The sequence below is a fragment of the Paractinoplanes hotanensis genome, assembly GCF_023717965.1.
GTDB lineage: Bacteria > Actinomycetota > Actinomycetes > Mycobacteriales > Micromonosporaceae > Actinoplanes > Actinoplanes polyasparticus.
Window position 1 is genome coordinate 61,691 of the sequence record NZ_JAMQOL010000069.1, and the last position, 24,237, is coordinate 85,927.

Consider the following 24,237-nt stretch of genomic DNA (forward strand, 5'->3'; position numbering starts at 1 on the left):
CGTCCGGTCGAGCCCTTGTGCGTAGCCTGTGGATGACCCGCTGTGGCACTGATCGCAGCCGGACCGGGGCGGGCCGGGGCCACGTACCATGGCCGGGTGAGCGATCCCCGGAAGCGTGTCCTGCTGGCCAAGCCGCGCGGTTACTGCGCGGGTGTCGACCGTGCGGTCCAGACCGTCGAAGAGGCGTTGAAGCTCTACGGCGCCCCGGTCTACGTCCGCAAGCAGATCGTGCACAACAAACACGTGGTCAACACGCTCGAGGGCCTGGGCGCCATCTTCGTGGAAGAGAACGAAGAGGTTCCCGAGGGCTCGACCGTCGTCTTCTCGGCCCACGGCGTCGCCCCCGAGGTGCACGAGCAGGCCAAGGCCCGCAACCTCAAGGCCATCGACGCCACCTGCCCGCTGGTCACCAAGGTGCACCACGAGGCCAAGCGCTTCGCCCAGGACGACTACGACATCCTGCTCATCGGCCACGAGGGTCACGAAGAGGTCATCGGCACGTCCGGCGAGGCGCCCGCGCACATCCAGCTCGTCGACGGCCCCGATTCGGTCGACAACGTCGTCGTGCGCGACCCTGCCAAGGTCGTCTGGCTGTCGCAGACCACGCTCTCGGTCGACGAGACGATGGAGACCGTGGCCCGCCTCAAGACCCGGCTGCCGCTCCTCCAGTCGCCTCCGAGCGACGACATCTGCTACGCCACGTCGAATCGCCAGCACGTGGTCAAAGAGATCGCGCCCGAGTGTGACGTCGTGATCGTCGTCGGCTCGACGAACTCCTCCAATTCCGTACGCCTGGTCGAGGTCGCGCTCAGCGCAGGTGCCCGCGCCGGGCACCTGGTCGACTACGCCTCCGAGATCCAGGAGGAATGGCTCGAAGGCGCCACCACGGTCGGCGTCTCGTCCGGCGCCAGCGTGCCCGACGACCTGGTCATGGAGGTGCTGGCCTTCCTGGCCGAGCGCGGCTTCGGCGAGGTCACCGAGTTCACCACCGCCGAGGAGCGCCTGACGTTCTCTCTGCCCCAGGAACTGCGCCGCGACATGAAAAAGGCAGCAGCGGCCAAGCGCTAACGCGGCTCGAGCAGTTCGGGGGCCTGGGGCTGGCGCGGGGCGACCTCGAGCTGGGCCGGTGTGGGGATCTCGTCGTCCGAGACGCCCATCTCGGCCAGCCGGCGCGCGCTGACGAGCACGCGGGACTCCAGCGATCCCACGGCTTTGTTGTACGCGGTGACGGCCCCGCCGAGCGAGGCGCCCAGCTTGCCGACGTGGTCGCCGAGCGTGGAGAGCCGCGCGTAGAGCTCACGCGCGACGCTGTGCACCTCGACCGCGTTGCGGGCCAGTTCCTCCTGCCGCCACGAGAAGGCCACCGTCCGCAGCAGCGCGATCAGCGTGGCCGGGGTGGCGAGCACGACGTTGCGGCGGAAGGCGTGCTCCATCAGCGTCGGGTCGTGCCGCAGGGCGACGTCCAGGAAAGGGTCGGCCGGCACGAACAGCACCACGAAGTCGGGCGCCGACTCGAAAGCGGTCCAGTACTGCTTGGCCGACAGCGCGTCGATGTGGCCCCGCAGGTGACGGGCGTGCTGGTCGAGGAAGCCGTCGCGGCTGCGCTCGTCCCGGGCCTCCAGGGCCGACAGATAGGCCTCCAGGGGCGCCTTCGCGTCGACGACCACCGTGCGGCCGCCGTGTAGACGGACGATGAGATCGGGGCGTACGCCGGAATTGTCGGTTACCGCCGTGACCTGTTCAGCGAAGTCACAGTGTTCCAGCAGGCCGGCCGCTTCGACGATGCGGCGCAGCTGATGCTCGCCCCAGCGGCCCCTCGTCTGCGGTGTGCGCAGGGCCGCCACCAACTGCTTGGTCTCGGTGCGCAGCTCACCCGAGACCGCGCTCATGGCCCGCACCTGCTCGCGGAGTTCCGCGTACGCGTCGACGCGGTCCCGCTCCAGGTCGGCCACCCTTTCCTCGTAGCGGCGCAGCGTCTCGTGCAGCGGCGCCACCGCCCGGGCCACCGCCTCCTGCGACTGGGCCGTGGCCTCGTACGACAGCGAGCGCAGCGACTGCTCGAGGCGTTCCTCACCGTCGGCGCGGGCCTGCACGGTCGCCTCGAGCCGCGCGATGTCGGCCGCCGCCCGCAACCGGGCTGTGAGCCAGCCGAGAGCGCCCCCGGTGGCGAGGCAGACAAGCACTACGACCAGCGTCGAAACAGTCACACAGGGGAGGTTGCCAGACCGGGCATCGGCGGATCGCGAGGGTACCGTTGAAACATGAGCGTGTTGCTGATATTGGGCATCGTCATCGTCGTCCTTCTCGTGATCCTTCTGGTCCGGCGCAGCGGCGCCGCCTCCCAGCAGACCCGGCTGGAGGACGCGCGGGCCGAGGCGCAGCGGTGGTACGAGCGGCTCGGCGGTCAGCTGATGAACCTGCACGGCAACGACGACGCGGCCCGGCAGGCGCTGTCCGACGCCGGCGAGCGTTACAACGCGGCCGGCGGCCAGTTGCAGCAGGCCAACACCGTGCGGCAGTTCGAGTTGGCGCGCGAGTCGGCGCTGGAGGGCTTGCAGTACGTCCGGGCCGCGCGCATCGCGATGGGCATCGACCCCGGCCCCGACCTGCCCGCGCTCGCCGCGGCGCAGGGCGTCGGCCAGCTGACCAAGGAACGTGAGGTCAGCGTCCAGGGCCACCACTACAAGGCGGGTCCTCAGCCCGGCGCCGACACGCCCTACTACTACCCCGGCGGCCGCGTCCAGGGTCGCCCCGTGCCCGCCGGCTGGTATTCGACCCCGGTCTGGAAGACGGCGCTCGGCGCCGGCGCCGGCGTGCTGGGCGGCATGCTGATCTTCGACGCGCTGCTCTCGCCCGGCTTCGGCGACATGGGTTACGCCGACGGCTACGCCGACGCCGCTCAAGACTTCGGCGGCGGCGACATGGGCGGCGACGCGGGCGACATGGGCGGTGGCGACTTGGGCGGCGACCTGGGTGGCGGCTGGGGCGGCGGCGACTTCGACTTCTGACCTCCGCGGCCCGCACCAGCGGCGCGACGACTAGGTTGCGGGGCCGTCGGGCGGCAGGTGTTTGGCCAGCTCGCGGCGTAGGCGGCGGGGGCTGGGCCAGACCTCGCTGAGGTCGGCGGTGAACGACTGCCCGTCCGGGGTCTCGGCCAGGGCCGGCGGGCCGGCCTCCTCGCCCTGCACCGGGTGCACCCGGTCCAGGTCGACCGGGGTCACCTCGAGCAGGTTCTTCAGGCCCTCGCGACGCACGGTCACATGCTTGATGTCGGCCCAGGCCAGCATGATCGGGTCGCTTTCCTGGGCGGCCAGTTCGAGCCCGCCCGACGAGACCCGCACCCACGTCCGCAGCGAGCCGCGCGTCGAAAAGACGTAGGCGCCGGCCGCCAGCGCCGCGACCACAGCGGCCTGAGCTGCGGTCTGCCACCACCGTTGGCCCGAACCGCCCGCGCCGAGCAGCCCCGCCAGCGGTGCCACCAGGGCGAACGACACCATCAACAGCAGAAAGAGCGCGAGGAACGTCCGCACCGGCGACGACTTGAACAGCACGGCGTCGCGGGCGGGCGCCTCGACCTGCTCGGGCGCGATCGACATGCCTTCATGCTGCCCTGCCGGCGGCCCCGGCTCCGGCGATTTCGCCAGAGCCGAGACCACTCAAACGTCCCGCGCCCGCTCGCCCGGCCGCAGCCGCAGAGAACACGGCCGAAAGTGAGCCGGCATCGTCCGTGCGGGGCGGCCGAGAGTGAGCCGGCGTCGTCCGCGCGGGGGCGGGAGCGGGCCGGGTCAGAAGGCGCTGGCGATCACCAGCTCGGGCGTGCGGCCGGGCAGGGTGTCGAGCTTGGCGATCCGGCCGGCCGCCTTGAGGTCGCCCTCGACCAGGGCCAGCCGTTCGAGCACCTCGACCGGGCCCAGGGCCTCGGCCAGCGGCACCTCGGCCTTCATCGACAACTTCCGGTCGGACTTGGCCCGCCGGACCTGGCGCAGCGCGTCGCCGGCCAGATCGAGCAGCGAGGCGTCCCCCTCGCCGGCGACCCGGGTCAGCTCGTACGTCGTCGGCCACGTCGCCTGGTGCACCGAGCCGTACCGCCACCACGACCAGACCTCTTCCGTGACGTACGGAACGAACGGCGCGAACAGCCGCAGCAGCACCGACAGCCCGGCCGCCAGGGCCGCTCGGGCCGACTCGGCGGCCGGACCGGTCGCGTACGCCCGCTCCTTGACCAGCTCGATGTAGTCGTCGCAGAACGTCCAGAAGAACGCCTCGGTCGCCTGCAACGCGTCGGTGTGGTCGTAGCGGTCGAACGCCTCGGTGGCCGCGGTCACGACGGTGGCCAGCCGGGCCAGCATCGCCCGGTCGAGCGGCTCGGTGACCGGCTGCCGCAGCGAGTCGGCCGCGCCCAGGCCGAGCGCGAACTTCGACGCGTTCAGGATCTTGGTCGCCAGCCGGCGGCCGACCTTGATCTGGGCCGGGTCGAAGGCGAGGTCGGCGCCGGGCCGGCCGTTCGCCGCCCAGTAGCGGACGGCGTCGGACCCGTTCTGCTCGAGCAGTCCCATCGGCGTGACGACGTTGCCCTTGGACTTCGCCATCTTCTTGCGGTCCGGGTCGAGGATCCAGCCCGACAGGACCGCCGCGCGCCAAGGCAGGACGTCGTTCTCGAGCTCGGCCCGCAAGACGGTGGAGAACAGCCAGGTGCGGATGATCTCGTGGGCCTGGGGTCGATGGTCCATCGGGAAGACCCGGCGGAACAGGTCCTCGTCGTCGTGCCAGCCGCCCACGATCTGCGGGGTCAGCGACGAGGTGGCCCAGGTGTCCATGACGTCGGGGTCGGCCGCGAAGCCGCCCGGGACGTCGCGCTGGGACTCGTCGAAGCCGGGTGGACACTCCGATGAGGGGTCGACCGGCAAAGCCGATTCATCCGGTATGAGAAACTTGTCGTAGTCCGGTTCGCCAGCGTCGTCGAGCCGGTACCAGATCGGGATGGGCACGCCGAAGAACCTCTGCCGGCTGACCAGCCAATCGCCGGTCAGGCCGTTGACCCAGTGCTCGTAGCGGTGCCGCATGTGCTCGGGGAACCATCGCAGCTCACGCCCGCGCTCGATCATCCGCTCGCGAAGGTTGGCATCCCGGCCGCCGTTGCGGAAGAACCACTGCCGGCTCGTGACGATCTCGAGCGGCGAGTCACCCTTTTCGTAGAACTTGACCGGGTGCGTGATCGGCCGGGGCTCGCCCAGCAGGTCGCCGGTCTCGGTGAGGATTCGGACGATCTCGCGGCGGGCCGCGTTGACGGTCAGCCCGGCGAAGTCGCGATAGGCCGCGTCGGAGACCCCGGACGGGCGGTCGGGCAGGAACCGGCCGTCGCGCCCGAGCACAACCCGCGTGTCGAGCTGCAGGTCGCGCCACCAGATGACGTCGGTCAGGTCGCCGAACGTGCAGACCATCGCGATGCCGGTGCCCTTGTCCTTGGCGGCCATCGGATGGGCCAGGACGGGGACCTCGACATCGAAGTACGGTGTGCGGACCGTGGTCAGGCCCTCGTAACGCTCGTCACCGGGGTGATGAACCAGCGCGACGCAGGCCGGCAACAGTTCGGGCCGGGTCGTCTCGATCTCGACCGGGCCGTCGGGGCCGTGGAACCGCAGCCGGTGGTAGGCGCCGGGGCGTTCCCGGTCTTCGAGCTCGGCCTGGGCGACGGCGGTGCGGAAGCCGACGTCCCACAGGGTCGGCGCCTCGGCCGTGTAGGCCTCACCCCGTGCCAGGTTGTTGAGGAAGGCGCGCTGCGAGACGGCCTGGGACCGCCGCCCGATCGTCGTGTACTGCAGAGCCCAGTCGACCGAGAGGCCGAGCCGCCGCCACAGCGCCTCGAACGCCTTCTCGTCCTCGGCGGTCAGCCGGCCGCAGAGCTCGACGAAGTTGCGCCGGGAGATCGAGAGCGGCTGCTTGGGGGCGGTGGCCGGCGGTTCCCACTGCGGGTCGTAGGGCAGAGTCGGGTCGCAGCGGACCCCGTACACGTTCTGGACCCGTCGCTCGGTCGGCAGGCCGTTGTCGTCCCAGCCCATCGGGTAGAAGACGGTCTTGCCGCGCATGCGCTGGAACCGCGCGACGGTGTCGGTGTGCGTGTACGAGAAGACGTGCCCCATGTGCAGCTCGCCCGATACGGTCGGCGGAGGCGTGTCGATCGCGTATACATCCGCCCGCTCCTTCGAGCGGTCGAACGTATACGTGCCCTCCTCCTGCCAGGTGCGCGCCCACTTGCCCTCGAGGCCGTCGAGCGACGGCCGCTCGGGCAGACCGGTGCGCCCGGTCGTTCCCGTATCAGTCATGGCTGAATGCTACGGCGGCGACCGGGCATCGACCTCTCAATAAGGCTCATGCCGCCTCGTGGTCGAGCAGGAAGCGCTTGACCGGCAGCCCCCAGCGGTAGCCGCCGAGCGACCCGTCGAGCCGCAGCACCCGGTGGCACGGGGTGAAGAGCGCGACCGGATTGCGTGCGCAGGCTGAGGCCGCCGCCCGGATCGCCGCCGGACGGCCGCTGAGCCGGGCGAAATCCGAATAGGTCACCGGGGCGCCCGGCTTGATCTCGCGCATCACCTGCCAGGCGTGGCGCATGTATTCGCCGCCGTTGTACTGCTCGACCACCACGGCGTCGAGGGCGGAGCGGTCACCGTCGAAGTAGGACCGCACGTGCGCGGTGACCGGGCCCACGTCGTCGGCCGGCTCGACCGGCTCGCGCAGCCGGGGGTGGATCAGGTCGGTGAGCTCGCCCACCTCGGCCGTGAAGCCGGCCGCGCGGACGGCGCCGGCGCCGGTGACGACCACGGTCAGCGGGCCGGCCTTGGTGTCGAGGGTTCGGTACGTCAACATCGCGTCCTCCAGGGTTGCGACACAGCCCGGCCCGTCGCGGGCGGCCGTGGGAAAGATCTTGCTGAGCTGTGGACAACTACGCCGCGCGCCAGAGCCGGACGAGGGCGTAGCTTCGCCACGGACGCCACCTCCCGGCGTACGCGGCCAGGGCTTTGACCTGGTCGGGGAGGCCCAGCGCGCGGGCGCCGCGGCGGGCGGCGAGATCGGTCTCGAGGAAGACGTCGGGATCGCCGATCGCTCGCATCGCGACGTAGCCGGCTGTCCACAGGCCTATCCCGGGAATGTCGGTCAGGCGCGCTACGGTCTCTTCGCGATCGGCGCCGGGGTTCAGATCGAGCTTCCCGTCGGCCACCGCGTTCGCCAGTTGCCTGATGGTCTCGCGCCGGGCCACCGGCATCCCGAACGCGCTGTCCGGCAGGTCGGCCACCGCGGCCGCCGTGGGAAAACCGACGAGCGCGTCCGGCTGGGCGAACGGACGGATCAGGCGGCTCAGTGTCGTGCGGGCGCCCGACACGCTGACCTGCTGCCCGACGATCGCGCGGACGGCCATCTCGAAGCCGTCCACCGCGCGCGGCACCCGTACGCCCGGCTCCGCGCTCACCATGGCCGCCAGCGCGGGGTCCTCGCCCAGGGTCGCGTCGACGGCCTCGGGGTCCGCGTCGAGGTCGAACAGCCGCCGGCAGCGGGCCACAGCCGGCGCGAGGTCGCGCACGTCGCTGAGGCGCAACGTGGCCGAGACCCAGCGGTCGGCCGGGCGGAGCGAGACGGTCGCGCTCCCGTGGGGCAGGGACAGGCCCCGGCGGTACGTGTTCCCGTCGCGCTCCTCCACGCCGGGCAACGCCCTCGTGCCGAGGAAGTCGAGCAGTGCCGGGGCGTGCAGCGGCGACCGGTAGGCCAGTCGCAGGTTGATCGTGCCCGGCTCGCCGGCGGTGACCTTCCTGCGTTCGCGCAGCGTGCCCGGCGCCTGCGCGTAGACCTCGAGAATCGTGTCGTTGAACTGCCGCACGCTGCCGAAACCGGCGGCGAAGGCGATCTCGGCCAGGCCCAGGTCGGTGGTCTCGATGAGGATGCGGGCCGTCTGTGCGCGCTGGGCCCGGGCCAGCGCGAGCGGGCCGGCGCCGAGTTCCGCGGTGAGCAGCCGGTTGAGGTGGCGCTCGGTGTAGCCGAGGCGGCTCGCCAGACCGGGCACCCCCTCGCGGTCGACGACGCCGTCGCCGATCAGCCGCATGGCCCGCCCGACCAGGTCGGCGCGCACGTCCCACTCGGGGGAGCCGGGCGCGGCGTCCGGCCGGCAGCGCTTGCAGGCGCGGAAACCGGACCGCTGGGCGGCCGCCGCGCTCGGATAGAAGCGGACGTTCTCCCGCTTCGGGGTCATGGCCGGGCAGGACGGCCGGCAGTAGATGCCAGTGCTGGTCACCGCGGTGCAGAACCAGCCGTCGAAGCGCTGGTCCCGGCTGTCCACGGCGCGGTAGCACCGCTCGAAGTCCAGTTCCATGCGATGAAGTCTGCTCTCCGCAGGGTCGCGTTGGCTGGCGGGATTCGGACACCAGTGTCGCTTGTCAACTTTGGTTGACGATGACGGATGCGTCAACTACGGTTGACACATGGAGATGAAAGTGGCAACTGACATTCGCTACCGCACCTTCGGATCGGGCGGTCCCAAGATCGTGCTGCTGCACGGCGGGATGCAGACCTCGGCCAACTTCACCCGGCTCGCGGCGGCTCTGGCCGGCACGTTCACCGTGTACGTGCTCGATCGTCGCCGCCTCGGCCTGCGATCCGAGGTCGACGACCTCGCGGCGGTGCTCGACGAGACCGGCGCGGCCAACGTGTTCGGGCTGAGCTCGGGCGCGGTCGTCGCGCTGCACGGCGCCCTCGAACTGCCGCGGATCGAACGGCTCGCGCTCTACGAGCCGCCGCTGAGCTACGGCGACGGCGACCCGCTGGCCTGGCTGCCCCGCTTCGAGAAAGAGCTGGCGGCCGGGCGTACGGCGGCAGCGATGATCACCGTCAGCAAGGGCACCGGCGATTTCCGGCACGTGCCGAGGGCCGCGCTCACCCCGTTCGCCCGGCTCTGGATCCGGTCGGATCCGCAGGTGCGCGAGCTGGTGCCCACGATGCGCGGGGACGCTGCCGTGGTCGCGCAGGCGAGCGGGCCGCTGAACCGCTACGCCGCGGTCACCGCCGAGACGCTCCTGCTCGGTGGCGAGCGCTCCCCGGCGTACCTGACAAGGGTTTTGAACGGTTTGGAACCGGTGCTGCCCCGGGTGCGGCGGGTCACGCTGGGCGGTGTGGGCCACGTCGCCGCGGACAACAGCGGCAAGCCCGAACGGGTCGCGACGGAACTGCGGAAGTTCTTCCGGTAGGCGCTGCGTAGACTAGCGTTCCGTGAGCCTCACCATCGGCATCGTCGGCCTGCCCAACGTCGGCAAGAGCACCCTGTTCAACGCCCTGACCAAGAACGACGTGCTCGCCGCGAACTACCCGTTCGCGACGATCGAGCCGAACGTCGGCGTGGTCGGGCTGCCCGACGAGCGGCTGGGCAAGCTGGCCGAGCTGTTCGGCAGCGAAAAGATCATCCCGGCCCCGGTGAGCTTCGTCGACATCGCCGGCCTGGTGCGCGGCGCGTCGAAGGGTCAGGGCCGCGGCAACGCGTTCCTCGCCAACATCCGCGACGCCTCGGCGATCTGCCAGGTCGTGCGCGCCTTCAGCGACCCCAACGTGCTGCACGTCGACGGCAAGGTCTCACCCGCCGACGACATCGAGACGATCAACACCGAGCTGATCCTGGCCGACCTGCAGACGGTCGAGAAGGTGCTGCCCCGCCTGCAGAAAGAGGCGAAGCTCAAGAAGGAGCGGGCCGCCACGGTGGCCGCCGCCGAGGGCGCGTTCAAGCTGCTCAACGACGGCATCACCCTGCACGCGGGCGCCGCCGCGGCGGGCGTCGACGTGTCGCTGCTGGGCGAGCTGCACCTGCTGACTACCAAGCCCTTCCTGTACGTCTTCAACGTCGACGAGGCCGAGCTGAACAACGCGGCGTTCCTCGACGAGCTGCGCGCCCTGGTCGCCCCGGCCGAGGCCGTCTTCATGGACGCGAAGATCGAGTCCGAGCTGATCGACCTCCCGCCGGACGAGGCGCAGGAGCTGCTCGAGTCCACCGGCCAGACCGAGCCCGGCCTCGACCAGCTGATCCGCATCGGCTTCAACACGCTCGGCCTGCAGACCTACCTGACGGCCGGCCCGAAGGAAGCCCGCGCCTGGGTCATCCCGACCGGCGCCACCGCTCCGGAGGCCGCCGGCGTCATCCACAGCGACTTCCAGCGAGGCTTCATCAAGGCCGAGATCGTCAGCTTCGACGACCTGATGGCCGCCGGCTCCATGTCCGCCGCCAAGGCGGCCGGCAAGGTCCGCATGGAAGGCAAGGACTACATCATGAAGGACGGCGACGTCGTCGAGTTCCGCTTCAACGTCTGAGCCCAGCCGGGCCCGGCTCAGCCGTTGCGGCCGGGCACCAGCTTGTTCAAGTCGAGTTCCATCGGGAAGGGCGCGCCGGTGCGCAGCTCGTCCCGATGGATGCCGGTCGGTGCGTAAGAACGGGTTGGCCCGTCGAGTTCGTAGGCGTAGACCACCGGTGCTTCGTCCTCGTCCTCGACGCGCCAGTAGTTCGGGATGCCGGCTTCCGCATACTTGCGCAGCTTCACTGTGCGATCGCGGTGGGCTGACTCGGGCGAGACCACCTCGACGACAAGCAGCACTTGGTCGGGTGTGTAGAAGGTTCGATCCGGCTCGTAGGGCGCCGTCGTCGCCAAGAGGTCCGACTCGGGGCGGTTTCGCTTGTCGAGCCGGATGGTCATCTCCCGCTCGACCTCGATACCCGGCGGTGCCTGTTCGGCGAGGGAAACCACCAGGGCGGTGACCAACCGAGCGTGCCAGGAGCGCTGGGGGGACATCATGAAGACGAGTGCTCCGTCGATCAATTCGGTATGACGTGGCGCTTCGGGAAGGTGGTCGAGGTCGTCGGCGAACCAGCCCTCGGGGCGGGGCGGGCGCATCCACTCGGGCACCGCTGTCATGGTTGTCACGGTAGCAACGCCTGACCGATCGTGACGACGGAGCGGGCGCCCTCACCTCGGGACATGCGGTCGAACGCGTCGGGGACGTCGGCCAGGGCGATGCGGTCGGTGATCAGGTGGTCGAGGGACAGGCGGCCCGACAGGACGTCGTCGGCCAGGCGGGGGATCTCGATGTCGAAGTCGGCTGAGCCGTAGACCGACGACCGCAGGATGCGTGCCGACGAGAAGATGTCCAATGCGGACAGCGACACCTGGTCGTCGTTCGAGCCCATGCCGACGACGGTGACCTGACCGCCGCGGCGGGTGGCACGCCAGGCAGCCCGGATCGTCGCGGCCCGGCCCACACACTCGAAGGCGTGGTCGGCGCCGCGGCCCGAGGTGCGGCCACGGATTTCCTTCGACAGAGCGTCCGACGAGACCACGAAGTCGGTCGCGCCCGCCGCCTCGGCCAGCCCCTTCTTGGCCTCGGAGACGTCGACCGCGATCACGTCGGAGGCGCCGGCGGCCCGGGCCGCCGCGACCACTGACAGGCCGACGCCGCCGAGCCCGATGACCACGACCGACTGGCCGGGCTGCACCTGGGCCGTGTTGCGCACCGCGCCCGCCCCGGTCAGGACGCCGCAGCTGAGCAGCGCCGCGACCTCGAAGTCGAGCGCCGGGGGCACCGGGATCACCGCGTTCTCGGGCGCCACCACCTGGTCGGCGAAGGCGCCCAGGCCCAGCGCCACGTGCACCGGCACGCCGTCTAGGGTCACGCCGTTCTCGAGCGAGGCCACGCCGGACGACGTCGAGCACAGCCACGGTTGGTCGTTCGCGCAGAACCAGCAGTTGCGGCAGGCGGGCTGCCAGTTGAGCACCACGTGATCGCCGACCGCGGCCCGGGTGACGTGCTCGCCCACCTCGACGACCTCGCCGGCCGCCTCGTGCCCGAGCACCAGCGGGAAGGACGGGCGGATGGTGCCGTTCACCATGGACAGGTCGGAATGACACACGCCGGCCGCGCGCACCTTGACGCGAACCTGGCCCGGACCCACCTCGGGCCGGTGCAGTTCGGCCACCGCGGGCCTCGTGCCGGACGAGTGGAGGACCAGGCCGTCGAAGTAAGCCGTCATCGCTGAATCGCCTTCACCTGCTGGAACTCGGACAGACCGAACTCACCCAGTTCACGCCCGACACCGGACTGCTTGTAGCCGCCGAACGGCGCGACCGGGTTGAACGAACCGCCGTTGACGTCGACCTGGCCCGTGCGCAGCCGCCGCGCCACCGACAGGGCCCGCTCGTCGGAACCCCAGACGCCGCCGGCCAGGCCGTACTTGGAGTTGTTGGCGATCGCGACGGCCTCGTCGTCGGACGAGAACGGGATGATCGAGAGCACCGGGCCGAAGATCTCTTCCTGGGCGAGTTCGCTGGACGGGTCGACGTCGGCGAAGACGGTCGGCGCGACGAAGTGACCCTTGCCGGGCAGGGAAGGATCGCCGGTCACCCGGCGGGCGGTGGCCCGCTCGACGAAGCCCAGCACCCGCTCGCGCTGGGCGCGGGAAACAAGGGGGCCGAGCCGCGTCTCGGGGGCGAACGGGTCGCCGACCGTGTAGCCGTCGGCCGTCTTGGCGGCCAGAGCGACCGCCTCGTCGTAGTGGCTGCGGTGCACCAGCATCCTCGTCCAGGCCGTGCACGTCTGGCCTGAATTCAGGAACGCGTTGCCCACGCCCACCTTCACGGCGCGGGTCACGTCGGCGTCCTCGAGGATGACGTTGGCCGACTTGCCGCCCAGTTCGAGCGCGACCTTGGCGATGCGGTCGGCGGCGGCGTGGGTGATGGCCCGGCCGGTGGTCGTCGAGCCGGTGAACGACACCATGTCGACCCCCGGGTGACCGGCGATCGCGGCCCCGACCACCGGGCCGGTGCCGGTCACCACGTTGAGCACGCCGGCCGGGACGCCCGCCTCTTCGGCCGCGTCGACCAGCAGGAACGCCACCAGCGGGGTCAGCTCGCTGGGCTTGAGCACAACCGTGCAGCCGGCCGCCAGGGCCGCCGCCACCTTGGCCACCACCTGGTGCAGCGGGTAGTTCCAGGGGGTGATCGCGCCGACGACACCGATCGGCTCGTGCTCGATCACGGAGTTGCCGATGGTGCGCTCGGGCACGGGCTTCGCGGCCAGATCGGCGTACGAACGAAGGACCGCGAGCGGAAGGCCCGCCTGGACCGCCTTGGCGATCTTGAGAGGTGCGCCCAGTTCGAGCCCGACAGTCTCGGCGATCTTGCCGGCACGCGAAGCCAACGAGGTGTGCAGGCGATCGAGCACCGCCGCACGGTCGGTGGACACTGCCCAACCCGGGAAAGCGGCCTGGGCCGCCGCCACCGCGCGATCGACGTCGGCCGCGGTGCCCGCCGGCACGTGACCCAGCACCTCTTCGGTGGCGGGATTTTCCACCGCGATGGTGTCGGCGGAGGCGGGTGTGACCCACTCTCCGCCGAGGTAGAGCTGTGGCCGGTCGAGCGATGTCATCAGCGGGTCCCCATCTCGTATCGGGCCGTGAGGCCGGTGATCAGCAGGTCCAGTCCGAGTTCGAAGGCGCCCTCGTCCACGGCTTCATGATGCTCCGCCAGACGGGGTGCGTGCCGAAGGTGTGGATAACGGTCGTAGAGATCGGGATCGACGTCGAAGCCGAGCGCGAACGACCCCAGCGACGAGCCCGTGACCAGGTATCTCATGAGCGCGCCGATGTGCGTGGCCTGTGCATAACTCCACCCGGCGTCCACGAGCGCGCCGTACACGGCCTCGGCCATCGCCAGTGCGGCGGGCCGGCGCCCCGGCCCCTGGGCGAGCACCGGCACGACATTCGGATGCGCCGCGAGCACCGCGTGGTAGGAGCGCGCCCAGCGTCGCAGCGCCTCGTTCCACGGGAAGGTCCCGAAGGCCGACACGTCGACCTGGTCGATCACGGCGTCGGCGACCGCGTCCACGATCGAAGCCTTGGTCGCGAAGTGGTTGTAGAGCGAGGGCCCCTGCACGCCCAGCTCGGTGGCGAGGCGGCGGGTGGAGAGCGCGTCCAGGCCCTCCGAGTCGACCAGAGCCGAGGCTGCCTCGATGATCCGCGAACGGGTCAGCAGCGTCTGCCGGGGTCGCGCCATGAGGCCCTCCTGAAAAACGTGCACTGGACGCGCTAAAACTTACACCGCTAGTTTACGAGGCATGGACTTCTCGCTCACCGACGAGGAACGCGCGATTCGCGACACCGCCCGCCAGTTCATCACCCGCGAGGTCATGCCGCTCGAACAGGAGGCGCTGCTGCGCGAGCGCCGCCACGAGCCCGGCCTCGACCGCAGCGAGCTGCGCGAGCTGCAACAGAAGGCCAAGAAGTTCGGCTTCTGGGGCCTGTCCACACCGGAGGAGTACGGCGGGATGGACCTGCCGGCCGTCCTGCAGTCGCTGATCTGGACCGAGGTGGGCCGCACCTTCGTGCAGTTCAAGTTCGGCGGCGAGGCTGACAACATCCTCTACTACGCCAACGAGCAGCAGAAACAGGAATTTCTGGTGCCCACGATCGAGGGCGACCGGATCTCCTGCTTCGCCATCACCGAGCCCGGCGCCGGCTCGGACGCGGCGAACATCAAGCTCAGCGCCCGTCAGGACGGCGACGACTGGATTCTCAACGGCGAGAAGACGTTCATCACCAACGGCAACGACGCCGACTTCGTGATCGTCGTCGCGGTCACCGATCGCGAGAAGGGTGTGCGCGGCGGCGGCACCACGGCTTTCCTGGTCGACCGCGAGATGGGCTGGCGCTCCGAGTTCATCCAGACCATGGGCGAGGGCGGCCCGGCCGCGCTGATCTTCGACGACGTCCGGGTGCCCGCGCGCAACATCCTGGGCGAGATCGGCCAGGGCTTCGAACTGGGCATGAAGTGGATCGGCAAGGGTCGCTACCTCATCCCCTCCAACGCCCTGGGCATCGCCGAGCGGTCGCTGGGCATGGCGATCGAGTACGCGAACACCCGCGAGACCTTCGGCCGCAAGATCGGTGAGAACCAGGCCATCCAGTGGATGATCGCCGACTCCGAGGTCGAGCTGGAGGCCGCCCGCTGGCTCATCCTGCGCGCCGCGTGGACGGTTGACCAGGGCGAGGATCCCCGGCACGCGTCGTCCATGGCCAAGCTCTACGGCGCCCAGATGGTCAACAACGTGGTAGACCGTGTCATGCAGATCCACGGTGGAATGGGCTACACCCGCGAGCTTCCGATCGAACGGTGGTACCGCCAGGTGCGACTCATGCGTATCTATGAGGGTACCGATGAGATGCAGCGTCTGATCATCTCCCGCGACCTGCTCCGCGGGTACACCAAGATCGGAGGGCACTTGGCATGACCCAGTTGTCGCTCGCCACCGTCCTGGCGGAGTCGGCCCGGAAGTATCCCGACAAAATCGCAGTGATCGACAGTCTGACCACCGAACGCATCACGTACCGCGACCTCTGGCGACAGACCCTGGCGTACGCGGGTGGCCTGAAGAGTCTGGGCATCGGGCCGGGTGACGTGGTCGCCGTCCAGATTCCCAACCTCGCCGACTTCCCGCGCGTGTATTACGCGGTGCTGGCGGCCGGGGCCACGATCGTCCCGATGCACCTGCTCCTCACCCCGGAGGAGAACGCGTACGTCCTGCAGGACAGCCGGGCGAAACTGCTGGTGGCCCACGCCAGCCAGCTCGAGAACGCGGCTTCCGCGGCCAGGATCGCCGATATCCCGGTCGTGTCGGTCGGTCCCGCCGTACCCGGCGTGGACAGGCTGGAGGAGGCCACCGGAGCACCGCTGCGGACGTATGAGAGCCGCGAGGCCGAGGACGTGGCGGTGGTCTTCTACACGAGCGGCACCACCGGCAAGCCCAAGGGCGCCCTGCTCACCCACCTCAACCTCGTGATGAACACGATGGTCAACGTCTTCGACATCCACGACCTGAACGACGACGACATCGTGATGGGCTGCCTGCCGCTGTTCCATACATTCGGCCAGACCGTGGGCATGAACGGGACGTTCCGGCTGGGCGGCACCATGGTGCTGATGGCCCGTTTCACCGGCGAGGCCGCGATCCAGCTCATGGTCCGCGAGAACGTCACGATCTTCCACGGCGTGCCGACGATGTACATCGGCCTGCTCGAGGCCGCAGCCAAGGCCGACAAGCTGCCCGACCTGCGGCTCTGCGTCTCGGGCGGCGCGTCGCTGCCGGTCGCGGTGCTCGAGAAGTTCAACGACACGTTCCACGCCACCATCTATGAGGGGTACGGGCTCTCGGAGACCTCACCGACCGCGACCACCAACCAGCCCGCGTTCGGCGCGAAGCCGGGCACGGTCGGCCATCCCATCTGGGGCGTCGAGGTCGAGATCGCCCGGCCCGAGGTCGACGAGCGCATCGAGCTGATGGACGACGGCGAGCTGGGCGAGATCGTCATCCGCGGCCACAACGTCTTCGCCGGCTATCTCGACAACCCGTCGGCGACGGCCGAGGCGATGGTGGACGGCTGGTTCCGCACCGGCGACCTCGGCACCAAGGACGCGGACGGCTTCATCACGATCGTCGACCGCAAGAAGGACCTGGTCATCCGTGGTGGCTTCAACGTCTATCCGCGCGAGGTGGAAGAGGCGCTGGCCCGGCACCCGGCCGTGCAGCAGGTGGCGGTGATCGGCGTGCCCGACCCGGTGCACGGCGAGGAGATCTGCGCGGTGGTGGTGCCCGACCCGGGCGGCGTCACGGCCGAGGAACTGATCGAGTGGTCGCGCGAGAAGCTCGGCAAGCACAAATACCCGCGGCAGATCCGGTTCGCCCAGCAGCTCCCGCTCGGGCCCAGCTTCAAGGTGCTGAAGCGGGAACTGCGCAAGACGTACGGTTCGGAGCCCTCAGCCCAGTAGGGCCGGGAGCTCGGCGACGATCGGCTTGTCCGCGGGCAGCCAGTGCACGCTGTCCAGCTCGTCCTTGGCGAGCCAGCGCATGGACGTGTGCTCCAGCGCCCGCGGCACGTCGCCTTCCAGCAGGCGTACGGCGAAGACCCGCAGCACAGCCCGGCCGTGCGCCAGGGAGACATCGGGCCCGACGCGGTCACCGACCGCGACGCGGACGCCCAGTTCCTCCGCGCACTCGCGGGCCAGCGCCTGCTCGTCAGTTTCGCCCGGTTCGACCTTTCCGCCGGGGAACTCCCAGCGGCCGGCGACCTCGACCGGCGCGGAGCGCTCGCACGCCAGGACCCGGCCATCCGTGATGATCACCGCAGCCACGATTACCCTTCGTGACTTTGTTTCCTTGACGTGCTGTTTCGGCGGCATGAATCAAGAGCTTCCCACAAAACTTTATCGTTCAGGTTGCCCGAGGCGTCCCGATCGTCACGCAAACACGTATATGTGGGCGTGGACATGGTTGCCCCGGGAAGCAACACTTGTGGCACCGACCATGACGACACGGCGACAGTTTGGCCACAAGCCGGCAACGACGCCTAGGGGGTGCGGCGATGCGGGCCAGAAGACAACGGGTGAAGCGCTCCGATTACCTCAGCGACGCTCTGACGCTGCTGAGCGGCTGGACGCAGGACGGCGTTCAGCTCAAGCGCGAACTGGCGTGCGACGACAGTCAGCATGCCGCATTGACGGAACGGATCAAGGTGGCGGCGGACACACTGCGCATACGCCCCAGCATCCGGCGAACCGACGGTCACACTCAGATCTGTCTGGGTGACCGCGACGGCGACACGCTCACGGACGGTGAGGTTGCCCTGGCGGCTCGGATCGAGGACTTCTACCGTACGGTCACCGCTCCCCATGGCCCTTGATCGCTACTCTCGGGCCATGGGTGAATTGATTTACGACAGCAAGGGGCAGCTCCAGCAGATCGAGAGCGGCCTGCTGGACGGCGAGCAGATCATCGCCGTGTACGACGCGGTGGGCGCCGGCACGGGCTTCATCGGCCTGACCAACCGGCGCGTGATCATCCAGGACAAGTCGTTCGTCGGCAAGCGCGTCGCGCTCACCAGCATCCCGTACTCGAAGGTCAGTAGCGTCAGCGTGGTCAGCAACAAGAGCTGGGCCGGCCAGTTCTTCTCCACCGGCACGATCGCGATCACGGTCGGCCAGCACGTCTACGAGGTCGAGTTCCGCGGCTCGGAGAAGACCCACCACGTGCACAACGTGATCCTGCACTACGCCAGCTAGCTGAGGACCCGCGTCGGCAGCGGCGTCTCGGTCACCGAACCGTCGGCCGCGCGCTTGAGCTCGTATCCCAGCGGGCCCGGCCGGTCGGCCACCACCTCGCTCAGCGTGGTGCCGCGATAGACCAACCCGGCGCCGTCGTCGGTCGCGTAGCCGTCGCCGAGCGTGCCGTCGCCGATCAGCTCGTGCATCTTGGGCCGCCGCTGCGCCTCGGCGTCGTAGTGCACGCCGTTCGAGTACGGCAGCCAGCCCAGTCCGTCGGTGAAGCCGCGCAGGCCGGGACCGTAGCTGTCGGTGCTGCCGCCCTGATGCCAGCAGATCGAGCCGGCGGAGACGCCACCGAGCACCACGCCCGACTGCCAGGCCTCGTGCAGGATCTCGTCGACGCCGTGCGCCCGCCACACCGCGCACAGGTTGGCCACGCTGCCGCCGTGCACCCAGATGATGTCCTGCTCGAGCAGGTGGGCGCGGATGTCGGTGACGTTCGGCATGGGGAAGAGCTGCAGGTGCGACGCGACGAATTCGGTGCCGGCGAAGGCCGCGTAGTGCGCGCCGATGATGGCCGCCGGGTCGCCGCTGGCCTGGGTCAGGAAGCAGATCCGCGGTCGCGGCACCCGGGCCAGCTCGGCGGCGAGCCGGTGAATGCGCCCGGGCCGCCAGGCGAAGTCGCCGAACGGCCCGACCTCGAAAAACGCGCTGGTGGCCAGGATCGTGGGCTCGTCGGCAGTCACCGCACCATCATCGTGCAGGCATCGGTGGTGTCGAGCACCAGGTCGGCGGCGATGTCGATGGCCAGCCGCAACCGCAGCGGGTCGCCCTCGACCGCGGCGAAGGCCTGATCGACCCGCTCGGCGAAACGCTCGGGAGCGCCCGGCAGAGCATTGGTGGCGGCCACGGCGCCCTTCTCGTTGATCAGCCACCGGCCGGCCGCGCCGTGCAGGGCGTGCGCACACACGCCGACCAGCCGGAACAGGCAGCCGGCGACGAAGGCGGTGTCGGTGCGCGGCAGGCCCTTGCGCGCGACCGCGACCAGGAAGTCGGCTTCCCACAGGCCGGCGACCAGGGCCTGGGACAGCGCCGGCGGGTAAGGCTGCAGACTGCTCCGCAGGCGGGCCAGCTCGCCGGTCGGGTCACTCAGGATCCGGCCCAGGGCCAATTCCCCGGCGTACGCGTGATCGGCGAACCCGAGCGGGTGGCCACCCTGCTGATGGAAGGCGTAGCGGCCCTGCCCGACGTCGGCGCACACCCCGCGTACGCGGTCGAGGTCGCGATAGATGAAGTCGAGCGCACCGCCGTCGACCTCGAGCCAGCCGCCGCCGTCGACCCACGGACCCCAGCCGCCGGGCTCGGTGACCCGGGCCGAGGCCCCGGACAGGGACCGGGCAACCGCGCCGAGGCGGTCGACGTCGAGCGGGGCGCGGTAGTAGATGCCCAGGTCGGTGTCGGACTCCGGGGTGTGCGTGCCGCGGGCCCGGCTGCCGCCCAGCACGACACCGATCACGCCGGGGACACGGCCGACCTCGGCGGCGATCTCGGCCAACCGGGTGTCGCTCAGGGTCATCGGCGTGCCTCGATCAGAACGCGGGTGGCGTGGGACACGAACATGCCCTTCACGGTGATCTCGTCGTGGACGGCTCGCAACTGGGCGCGGTACTTCCCGATCGTGAAATCGGGCACCGTCCACACGACCTTGCGCAGGAAATGCGCCACCGCGGCGACGTCGTGGAACTCGGCGCGCAGGCGCTCATCGCGTACTCGCAGGACCTCGAAACCGGCAGCTTCCGCGGCCGCCGCGATCTGCTCGGGGTGCTGGTGGGCCGGCGGCGGAAGCGGACCCATCATGGCCTCGGAGAGCTCGCGATTGCTGCCGGCGCCGATCTGCTGGGACAGGAAGGTCCCACCGCCCCGGAGCACGCGGGCGATCCCGGGCCAGTCCGTGGTGACCGGGTGGCGGCTCACCACCAGGTCGAACGAGTCGTCGCGGAACGGCAGCCCGTCGGTCGCGACCACCTGCGGAATTCTGGCCTTGGCCACCGGGATGTTCGGCGGCCAGGCCTCGGTGGCGACGCGTTGCCCAGCGGTGCCGGCTTTCGCCATGGCGTACGCGAAGACCTCGCCGCCCCCGGTCTGCAGGTCGAGCGCGGCCGCGGCACCGGTGAGCCGCTCGGCGACCAGGTCGGCGTACCCCCACGAGGGCCGTTGCTCGGTCGCGCGGCCCTCGAACCACGAGAAGTCCCAGCCCGCGAGCGGAACGGCCGCGGCCTCGTCGAGCAGGGCGTCGAAGTCCATCACTGCGGCAGTGTGGGGATCTCCGGCTTGGCGGCGCAATCCATTTGCGGCGGCTCGCCACCCAGCGCGTCCAGGTCGAGCAGTTCGATGTCCTGGCCGAGCACGGTCAGCTCGTTCTGGTCGTCCGTGCAGTACGCCTTGGCCCGGCGCCCCAGCGGCACACAGAGATCGAGCTTGCGACGGCACTCCCGGTCGCGGCCGCCGTGCGGACGGCCGAAGCCGCGGCGTGAGCCGAAGGTGATCACGCGATCCTGGGGCTCGCGGGTGACGGTGATGTCCATCAGCTTGCGGTCGGTCTCCTGGCCGTCGGTCAGCGTCACCAGGTAGCGCAGCGCCTCCTCGCCGGGCACGCCGGCCGCGGTGACCTTGCGGGTGCCGCGCAGCAACGACGGGTCGCGGACGAAACGGGTCTGGAAGGGCACCTCGCGCTTCTCGACGTCGGTGCGGGTGGTGATCGACGGTTGCGCCGGGGCGGCGCTGATCGGCGCCTGCGGCCGGTCCGGTTGGGTGTGGGTGCGTACGGGGGCCTGGGCCGCGGCAGTCCTGGGCGGGGCCTCAGCCGCGCGGCGTGGCTCGCGCGGGCCGGTCCGGTCGGCCTGATCGGTCGTACGGGACAGGGTTGCCGCCGGGTCGAGGCCGGGCTTGGCCGGAACGTACGGGGGCGGCGCGGGCGCCTGAAGTTCGGCGTCGGCCTGCGGGGCAGCGGCCTGGCCGACCGCGGTGACGATGCCCGGCGCGTCGGGGCCGTCCTTGGTCAGCACGGCGACGCCGCCCACGGCCGCGCCGATCACGATGAGCAACGCAGTGGTGCCGGCCGTAATCCGTACGCCGAAAGGCAGCCGGGCCCACCAAGACTTTCGTGGCATTTCGAGCAATTGCTGCAATGAGTCACTAGTTGTCTGGTTTTGCACCCATGCATTGTGCGGCGCGAGGCCCCGGACGCAAGCATCCGGGGCCTCGTGGCGTTTTTGATCTCTTGTGTGCTCAGGCGGCGTTGCGAACCGTCTCGAGGGCCTTGCTCCAGGTCACGGTCTGGTCGAGGACCAGGCCGAGGGCCTGCTCCTGACGCTCGCTCGGCAGGAACTTGCTGTAGTTCTCGAAGTCGGTCGCGAGCGACAGCAGAACCTGCGCGCGCACGTCGGCCAGCATGAGCTCGCCGGCGATCAGGCGCAGATGCTCGACCGCGCGGGCGCCACCGGCCGCGCCATAGCCGACGAAGCCGGCGGCCTTGTTGTTCCACTCCTTGAAGAGGAAGTCGATCGCGTTCTTCAGGGCGCCCGACGTCGAGTGGTTGTACTCCGGGGTCACGAAGACGAAGCCGTCGAAGGAGTCGATCTTCTTGGCCCACTCGATAGTGTGCGGCTGGCTGTACTGGCCCATCGAGGGCGGGATCGCCTCGTCGAGGTGGGGCAGGTTGTAGTCGAGAAGGTCGACCAGCTCGAACTCGGCGTCGGTGCGCTTGGCGGCGACGTCGTAGACCCACTTGGCCACGGCTTCGCCGTTGCGGCCGGGGCGGGTGCTGCCGAGGATAATGCCGATCTTGGTCATCGCTGTTCTTCCCTTGCCTGGCGTTGGTCGGTGTGTCCTCGCGATCTAACTTGCTGCGTCAAGCAACTATTCCTGCAATCCCGGCTTACGATCAACGTCATGTCCGCCACATCACCCGATCCGGTACTGCCACCGGGTCTCACCGCCCTCTCCGCCGAGGAAGAGACGGTCATGCGGGCGCTCGGCCGGCTCCTGCTCGTGCTACCTCGGGCCATGAACGCCGACCTCGAGGCCGAGCAGCGCATGACGGCGAGCGAATACAACGTGCTGCGCCACCTCTCCGAGGACCCGAACGGCCGGATGCGCATGAGCGAGCTGGCCCAGTCGTGTGACATGTCCCTCAGCGGCATGACCCGCCTGGCCGCCAAACTGGAATCCCAGGGCTACCTGAACCGGGTCAAGTGCGACGAGGACGCCCGGGGCTGGAACGCCGTCCTGACCGACGAGGGCTTGGCCCGCCTGCGCGAGGCCTGGCCCACCCACCTGGCCAGCGTCCGCCGCCACATCTTCGACCACCTCGACGGCCTCGACCTCGACGACCTGGCCGCCGCGCTGAACAAGATGGCCACCGATGCGGACCTGCGATGACGACCATTGAGGAACGGCCCTGGGACGATCCGGCCGGCGCCGCCTTGCGAAAGGCCCAGCGAGCCGAACTCGACGAGCGCTACGGCAGCGACGACCACGAGCCCGGCACAGCGCCGACCGCCGCCGACATCGACCTGTTCCTGGTCGCCTCGGCCCCCGACGGCACGCCCCTCGCCTGCGGCGCCCTCCGCCGCCTGACCGGGACAAGCGCCGAGATCAAGCGCATGTACGTCGTCCCAGCCAGCCGCGGCAGCGGCGTGGCCACGGCCGTGCTGCGCGCCCTGGAAGCAGCCGCCGTCACCCGCGGCTGGACGACGCTGCGCCTCGAAACCGGCACGGAACAGCCCGAGGCGATCCGCTTCTACGAACGCGAGGGCTACACCGAGATCCCGCTCTTCGGCCCGTACGTCGGATCAACCCTGTCCGTCTGCTACGAGCGAACTTTGTAGGACGTCGCTGTCGCGCAAAATCTCAGGCTCTCGCGGCTGGTCCAGTCGCGAGGTGATCGAGGCGCTTGCCAACAGCCGCGTCGCCACGGCCGATATGGCGAGATCAGCCGTGTCGCGCTCTGGCTGCTCCAGCAGCCGCATCACCTTGCGGTCCCGGTCGATCCACGAAGAAGGACCCTGCGAGTCGAGCACCAGCGATTCGATGCTCACGCCGCATGCTCCATCCCGTCGGTGCCATGCAGGAGAGCCTGCGCCTCGGCCATCTCCTGATCGGTGAAAGCCCCGAACTCACCTTGGTAGTGGTCCAGGTCCTCTCGCAGAAGCCTGCGCCGCTCGGCCCGCTCGGCCTGCTCGGTCAGATAACCAGAGACGTTGTCGGTGTGCGTCTTCATGCTGTCCAGCAGCTCCGCCGGTAGCGTGATCGTTACCTTTCTCGTCTTCGCCATACCGCGACCGTCCCGCGGCGAAATGTGCTCGCTCCGGCCTTGGCCCTGCCTGCCCGACGTGTTCCTCGCCGGTCGCCACCTCGACCCGGTCACTCGGATCGTCAAGGAGGTCGCTGACGATCGCGCCGAGTCGGCCGTGATGACTGGAGTGTGCTCTCGCTCTCGGGCGGTGCCCTGGGAGACTGAGCGGATGCGTCCACGGCCCGGCGAAGTGCTGCACTTCAGCGAAGACCCGACGATCGCCCGGTTCGTGCCGCACGTCGCGCTCACCTCGCAGGAGGCGGAGGCGTACGTGTGGGCGGTCGGGCACGACCGGGCGCCCGACTACTGGTTCCCGCGTCAGTGCCCGCGGGCGATGGCGTGGGTGGTCGACGGGACGTCCGATGTGGATCGCGAGCGCATCGTCGGGGCCGGCAGCGGGGTGCGTGTGCATGCCATCGAGTACGGGTGGCTGGAAGCGTTGCGTACGACCAGGGTCTACGCCTACCGGCTCCAGGCGGGGCCGTTCCAGCCGATCGCCGCACCGGGGTCCGAGCCGCACGCCATGGTCGCCACCGAGCCGGTCGAGCCGCTGGGCCCGGCCGTCCCCGTGGGGGACTTGATCGCGTGCCATGCCGAGGCCGGCATCCAGTTGCGCGTTCTCGACAACCTGTGGCCCTTCTGGGATCAGGTTGTCGAGAGCACGCTCGGCTTCAGCGGCATCCGCCTGCGCAACGCTAAGGGCTCGCCGAGAAATAACACGTTGGTTGGATCTTTATCGGGCGGGGTTTAGGACCGTTTGGTGCCGGCCGC

28 protein-coding genes are annotated in these 24,237 nt (G+C 69.9%); 11 read left to right on the forward strand and 17 right to left on the reverse strand.

Annotated features, from left to right (window positions below):
* Positions 1–51 precede the first annotated feature (51 nt).
* Entirely contained in the window at positions 52–1,068 is a 1,017-nt protein-coding gene (locus LXN57_RS41490; RefSeq protein WP_438872977.1) for a 4-hydroxy-3-methylbut-2-enyl diphosphate reductase, read from the forward strand.
* On the opposite strand, the gene LXN57_RS41495 is transcribed toward LXN57_RS41490, so the two are convergent.
* Positions 1,065–2,207 carry a DNA recombination protein RmuC gene (locus LXN57_RS41495; protein WP_251803796.1) on the reverse strand — a complete coding sequence of 381 codons (1,143 nt, stop codon included), beginning with the start codon at positions 2,205–2,207 and terminating at the stop codon, positions 1,065–1,067. The two genes, LXN57_RS41490 and LXN57_RS41495, sit on opposite strands and share 4 nt — an antisense overlap.
* Positions 2,208–2,261: 54 nt before the next feature.
* Here LXN57_RS41495 and LXN57_RS41500 point away from each other — a divergent pair, with 54 nt between their 5' ends.
* The gene (locus tag LXN57_RS41500; RefSeq protein ID WP_251803797.1) at positions 2,262–3,008 is read left to right on the forward strand and encodes a hypothetical protein; all 747 of its coding nucleotides are present in this window, start codon (positions 2,262–2,264) and stop codon (positions 3,006–3,008) included.
* A gap of 30 nt (positions 3,009–3,038) precedes the next feature.
* Here the strand turns inward: LXN57_RS41500 and LXN57_RS41505 are convergent, their stop codons facing one another.
* From LXN57_RS41505 to LXN57_RS41520, 4 genes are all read right to left on the reverse strand, one after another.
* Positions 3,039–3,596, reverse strand: a complete 558-nt coding sequence (locus LXN57_RS41505) for a hypothetical protein (RefSeq protein ID WP_251803798.1) — start codon at positions 3,594–3,596, stop codon at positions 3,039–3,041.
* Positions 3,597–3,785: 189 nt separating this feature from the next.
* Positions 3,786–6,323 (reverse strand): valine--tRNA ligase, encoded by a 2,538-nt coding sequence (gene valS, locus LXN57_RS41510; protein WP_251803799.1) that lies wholly within the window; start codon positions 6,321–6,323, stop codon positions 3,786–3,788.
* A 46-nt stretch (positions 6,324–6,369) separates the two neighbouring features.
* On the reverse strand, positions 6,370–6,864 hold the full coding sequence (locus tag LXN57_RS41515; RefSeq protein ID WP_251803800.1) for a methylated-DNA--[protein]-cysteine S-methyltransferase: 495 nt from the start codon (positions 6,862–6,864) through the stop codon (positions 6,370–6,372).
* 76 nt (positions 6,865–6,940) lie between these two features.
* Positions 6,941–8,359 carry a DNA-3-methyladenine glycosylase 2 family protein gene (locus LXN57_RS41520; RefSeq protein ID WP_251803801.1) on the reverse strand — a complete coding sequence of 473 codons (1,419 nt, stop codon included), beginning with the start codon at positions 8,357–8,359 and terminating at the stop codon, positions 6,941–6,943.
* A 115-nt stretch (positions 8,360–8,474) separates the two neighbouring features.
* Between LXN57_RS41520 and LXN57_RS41525 the strand changes: the two genes are divergently transcribed.
* Both LXN57_RS41525 and ychF read left to right on the forward strand, forming a co-directional pair.
* Positions 8,475–9,230: an alpha/beta fold hydrolase gene (locus LXN57_RS41525; RefSeq protein ID WP_251803820.1), complete on the forward strand. Its 756-nt coding sequence runs from the start codon at positions 8,475–8,477 to the stop codon at positions 9,228–9,230.
* Positions 9,231–9,252: 22 nt separating this feature from the next.
* On the forward strand, positions 9,253–10,338 hold the full coding sequence (ychF, locus tag LXN57_RS41530; RefSeq protein ID WP_251803802.1) for a redox-regulated ATPase YchF: 1,086 nt from the start codon (positions 9,253–9,255) through the stop codon (positions 10,336–10,338).
* A 17-nt stretch (positions 10,339–10,355) separates the two neighbouring features.
* On the opposite strand, the gene LXN57_RS41535 is transcribed toward ychF, so the two are convergent.
* The 4 genes from LXN57_RS41535 to LXN57_RS41550 are packed head-to-tail and all read right to left on the reverse strand — an operon-like array spanning position 10,356 to position 14,069.
* Positions 10,356–10,937 carry a Uma2 family endonuclease gene (locus tag LXN57_RS41535; RefSeq protein WP_251803803.1) on the reverse strand — a complete coding sequence of 194 codons (582 nt, stop codon included), beginning with the start codon at positions 10,935–10,937 and terminating at the stop codon, positions 10,356–10,358.
* A gap of 5 nt (positions 10,938–10,942) precedes the next feature.
* Positions 10,943–12,049, reverse strand: coding sequence for an alcohol dehydrogenase catalytic domain-containing protein (locus LXN57_RS41540; RefSeq protein WP_251803804.1), 1,107 nt, complete (start codon positions 12,047–12,049; stop codon positions 10,943–10,945).
* Positions 12,046–13,443 carry an aldehyde dehydrogenase family protein gene (locus LXN57_RS41545; RefSeq protein ID WP_251803805.1) on the reverse strand — a complete coding sequence of 466 codons (1,398 nt, stop codon included), beginning with the start codon at positions 13,441–13,443 and terminating at the stop codon, positions 12,046–12,048. Before LXN57_RS41545 ends, LXN57_RS41540 begins: the two co-directional genes overlap by 4 nt.
* On the reverse strand, positions 13,443–14,069 hold the full coding sequence (locus tag LXN57_RS41550; protein WP_251803806.1) for a TetR/AcrR family transcriptional regulator C-terminal domain-containing protein: 627 nt from the start codon (positions 14,067–14,069) through the stop codon (positions 13,443–13,445). Before LXN57_RS41550 ends, LXN57_RS41545 begins: the two co-directional genes overlap by 1 nt.
* Positions 14,070–14,130: 61 nt before the next feature.
* On the opposite strand from LXN57_RS41550, the gene LXN57_RS41555 reads away from it, so the two are divergent.
* Both LXN57_RS41555 and LXN57_RS41560 read left to right on the forward strand, forming a co-directional pair.
* Positions 14,131–15,303 (forward strand): acyl-CoA dehydrogenase family protein, encoded by a 1,173-nt coding sequence (locus tag LXN57_RS41555; RefSeq protein ID WP_221375624.1) that lies wholly within the window; start codon positions 14,131–14,133, stop codon positions 15,301–15,303.
* A complete protein-coding gene (locus tag LXN57_RS41560; protein WP_251803807.1) occupies positions 15,300–16,838 on the forward strand; it encodes a long-chain-fatty-acid--CoA ligase in 1,539 nt (512 codons plus the stop codon). The genes LXN57_RS41555 and LXN57_RS41560 overlap by 4 nt, the downstream gene beginning before the upstream one ends.
* Here LXN57_RS41560 and LXN57_RS41565 read toward each other — a convergent pair.
* A complete protein-coding gene (locus LXN57_RS41565) occupies positions 16,827–17,249 on the reverse strand; it encodes a (deoxy)nucleoside triphosphate pyrophosphohydrolase (protein ID WP_251803808.1) in 423 nt (140 codons plus the stop codon). The two genes, LXN57_RS41560 and LXN57_RS41565, sit on opposite strands and share 12 nt — an antisense overlap.
* 182 nt (positions 17,250–17,431) lie before the next feature.
* Here LXN57_RS41565 and LXN57_RS41570 point away from each other — a divergent pair, with 182 nt between their 5' ends.
* Positions 17,432–17,749: a 4a-hydroxytetrahydrobiopterin dehydratase gene (locus LXN57_RS41570; RefSeq protein WP_251803809.1), complete on the forward strand. Its 318-nt coding sequence runs from the start codon at positions 17,432–17,434 to the stop codon at positions 17,747–17,749.
* A gap of 16 nt (positions 17,750–17,765) precedes the next feature.
* Positions 17,766–18,128 (forward strand): PH domain-containing protein, encoded by a 363-nt coding sequence (locus tag LXN57_RS41575; protein ID WP_251803810.1) that lies wholly within the window; start codon positions 17,766–17,768, stop codon positions 18,126–18,128.
* Here the strand turns inward: LXN57_RS41575 and LXN57_RS41580 are convergent.
* The 5 genes from LXN57_RS41580 to LXN57_RS41600 all read right to left on the reverse strand — a co-directional run bounded on the left by LXN57_RS41580 (position 18,125) and on the right by LXN57_RS41600 (position 21,962).
* Positions 18,125–18,856 (reverse strand): Type 1 glutamine amidotransferase-like domain-containing protein, encoded by a 732-nt coding sequence (locus LXN57_RS41580; RefSeq protein ID WP_251803811.1) that lies wholly within the window; start codon positions 18,854–18,856, stop codon positions 18,125–18,127. The genes LXN57_RS41575 and LXN57_RS41580 overlap by 4 nt on opposite strands.
* Positions 18,853–19,686, reverse strand: a complete 834-nt coding sequence (locus tag LXN57_RS41585) for a nucleotidyltransferase domain-containing protein (RefSeq protein ID WP_251803812.1) — start codon at positions 19,684–19,686, stop codon at positions 18,853–18,855. The genes LXN57_RS41580 and LXN57_RS41585 overlap by 4 nt, the downstream gene beginning before the upstream one ends.
* Positions 19,683–20,414, reverse strand: coding sequence for a methyltransferase domain-containing protein (locus LXN57_RS41590; protein ID WP_251803821.1), 732 nt, complete (start codon positions 20,412–20,414; stop codon positions 19,683–19,685). Before LXN57_RS41590 ends, LXN57_RS41585 begins: the two co-directional genes overlap by 4 nt.
* Complete coding sequence (locus LXN57_RS41595; RefSeq protein WP_251803813.1) at positions 20,414–21,280, reverse strand: G5 domain-containing protein; 867 nt, start codon at positions 21,278–21,280, stop codon at positions 20,414–20,416. The genes LXN57_RS41590 and LXN57_RS41595 overlap by 1 nt, the downstream gene beginning before the upstream one ends.
* A 118-nt stretch (positions 21,281–21,398) precedes the next feature.
* Complete coding sequence (locus LXN57_RS41600) at positions 21,399–21,962, reverse strand: NADPH-dependent FMN reductase (protein ID WP_251803814.1); 564 nt, start codon at positions 21,960–21,962, stop codon at positions 21,399–21,401.
* Between the two features lie 99 nt (positions 21,963–22,061).
* Here LXN57_RS41600 and LXN57_RS41605 point away from each other — a divergent pair, with 99 nt between their 5' ends.
* Positions 22,062–22,550 (forward strand): MarR family winged helix-turn-helix transcriptional regulator, encoded by a 489-nt coding sequence (locus LXN57_RS41605; RefSeq protein WP_251803815.1) that lies wholly within the window; start codon positions 22,062–22,064, stop codon positions 22,548–22,550.
* Positions 22,547–22,999, forward strand: coding sequence for a GNAT family N-acetyltransferase (locus LXN57_RS41610; protein ID WP_251803816.1), 453 nt, complete (start codon positions 22,547–22,549; stop codon positions 22,997–22,999). Before LXN57_RS41605 ends, LXN57_RS41610 begins: the two co-directional genes overlap by 4 nt.
* Here LXN57_RS41610 and LXN57_RS41615 read toward each other — a convergent pair.
* Positions 22,964–23,209 (reverse strand): hypothetical protein, encoded by a 246-nt coding sequence (locus tag LXN57_RS41615; protein WP_251803817.1) that lies wholly within the window; start codon positions 23,207–23,209, stop codon positions 22,964–22,966. The genes LXN57_RS41610 and LXN57_RS41615 overlap by 36 nt on opposite strands.
* Positions 23,206–23,445, reverse strand: coding sequence for a hypothetical protein (locus tag LXN57_RS41620; RefSeq protein WP_251803818.1), 240 nt, complete (start codon positions 23,443–23,445; stop codon positions 23,206–23,208). The genes LXN57_RS41615 and LXN57_RS41620 overlap by 4 nt, the downstream gene beginning before the upstream one ends.
* A 190-nt stretch (positions 23,446–23,635) precedes the next feature.
* Between LXN57_RS41620 and LXN57_RS41625 the strand changes: the two genes are divergently transcribed.
* Positions 23,636–24,217: a DUF6886 family protein gene (locus LXN57_RS41625; RefSeq protein ID WP_251803819.1), complete on the forward strand. Its 582-nt coding sequence runs from the start codon at positions 23,636–23,638 to the stop codon at positions 24,215–24,217.
* The last annotated feature ends 20 nt before the right edge of the window (positions 24,218–24,237 follow it).

Bases quoted from the DNA above. Each gene is read 5' to 3' on its own strand.
- LXN57_RS41500 (WP_251803797.1), top strand. From the start codon at position 2,262: ATGAGCGTGTTGCTGATATTGGGCATCGTCATCGTCGTCCTTCTCGTG.
- LXN57_RS41505 (WP_251803798.1), bottom strand. From the start codon at position 3,596: ATGTCGATCGCGCCCGAGCAGGTCGAGGCGCCCGCCCGCGACGCCGTG.
- valS (WP_251803799.1), bottom strand. From the start codon at position 6,323: ATGACTGATACGGGAACGACCGGGCGCACCGGTCTGCCCGAGCGGCCG.
- LXN57_RS41515 (WP_251803800.1), bottom strand. From the start codon at position 6,864: ATGTTGACGTACCGAACCCTCGACACCAAGGCCGGCCCGCTGACCGTG.
- LXN57_RS41520 (WP_251803801.1), bottom strand. From the start codon at position 8,359: ATGGAACTGGACTTCGAGCGGTGCTACCGCGCCGTGGACAGCCGGGAC.
- LXN57_RS41525 (WP_251803820.1), top strand. From the start codon at position 8,475: ATGAAAGTGGCAACTGACATTCGCTACCGCACCTTCGGATCGGGCGGT.
- LXN57_RS41535 (WP_251803803.1), bottom strand. From the start codon at position 10,937: ATGACAGCGGTGCCCGAGTGGATGCGCCCGCCCCGCCCCGAGGGCTGG.
- LXN57_RS41540 (WP_251803804.1), bottom strand. From the start codon at position 12,049: ATGACGGCTTACTTCGACGGCCTGGTCCTCCACTCGTCCGGCACGAGG.
- LXN57_RS41545 (WP_251803805.1), bottom strand. From the start codon at position 13,443: ATGACATCGCTCGACCGGCCACAGCTCTACCTCGGCGGAGAGTGGGTC.
- LXN57_RS41550 (WP_251803806.1), bottom strand. From the start codon at position 14,069: ATGGCGCGACCCCGGCAGACGCTGCTGACCCGTTCGCGGATCATCGAG.
- LXN57_RS41555 (WP_221375624.1), top strand. From the start codon at position 14,131: ATGGACTTCTCGCTCACCGACGAGGAACGCGCGATTCGCGACACCGCC.
- LXN57_RS41560 (WP_251803807.1), top strand. From the start codon at position 15,300: ATGACCCAGTTGTCGCTCGCCACCGTCCTGGCGGAGTCGGCCCGGAAG.
- LXN57_RS41565 (WP_251803808.1), bottom strand. From the start codon at position 17,249: ATGCCGCCGAAACAGCACGTCAAGGAAACAAAGTCACGAAGGGTAATC.
- LXN57_RS41570 (WP_251803809.1), top strand. From the start codon at position 17,432: ATGCGGGCCAGAAGACAACGGGTGAAGCGCTCCGATTACCTCAGCGAC.
- LXN57_RS41575 (WP_251803810.1), top strand. From the start codon at position 17,766: ATGGGTGAATTGATTTACGACAGCAAGGGGCAGCTCCAGCAGATCGAG.
- LXN57_RS41585 (WP_251803812.1), bottom strand. From the start codon at position 19,686: ATGACCCTGAGCGACACCCGGTTGGCCGAGATCGCCGCCGAGGTCGGC.
- LXN57_RS41590 (WP_251803821.1), bottom strand. From the start codon at position 20,414: ATGGACTTCGACGCCCTGCTCGACGAGGCCGCGGCCGTTCCGCTCGCG.
- LXN57_RS41595 (WP_251803813.1), bottom strand. From the start codon at position 21,280: ATGCCACGAAAGTCTTGGTGGGCCCGGCTGCCTTTCGGCGTACGGATT.
- LXN57_RS41600 (WP_251803814.1), bottom strand. From the start codon at position 21,962: ATGACCAAGATCGGCATTATCCTCGGCAGCACCCGCCCCGGCCGCAAC.
- LXN57_RS41605 (WP_251803815.1), top strand. From the start codon at position 22,062: ATGTCCGCCACATCACCCGATCCGGTACTGCCACCGGGTCTCACCGCC.
- LXN57_RS41610 (WP_251803816.1), top strand. From the start codon at position 22,547: ATGACGACCATTGAGGAACGGCCCTGGGACGATCCGGCCGGCGCCGCC.
- LXN57_RS41620 (WP_251803818.1), bottom strand. From the start codon at position 23,445: ATGGCGAAGACGAGAAAGGTAACGATCACGCTACCGGCGGAGCTGCTG.
- LXN57_RS41625 (WP_251803819.1), top strand. From the start codon at position 23,636: ATGCGTCCACGGCCCGGCGAAGTGCTGCACTTCAGCGAAGACCCGACG.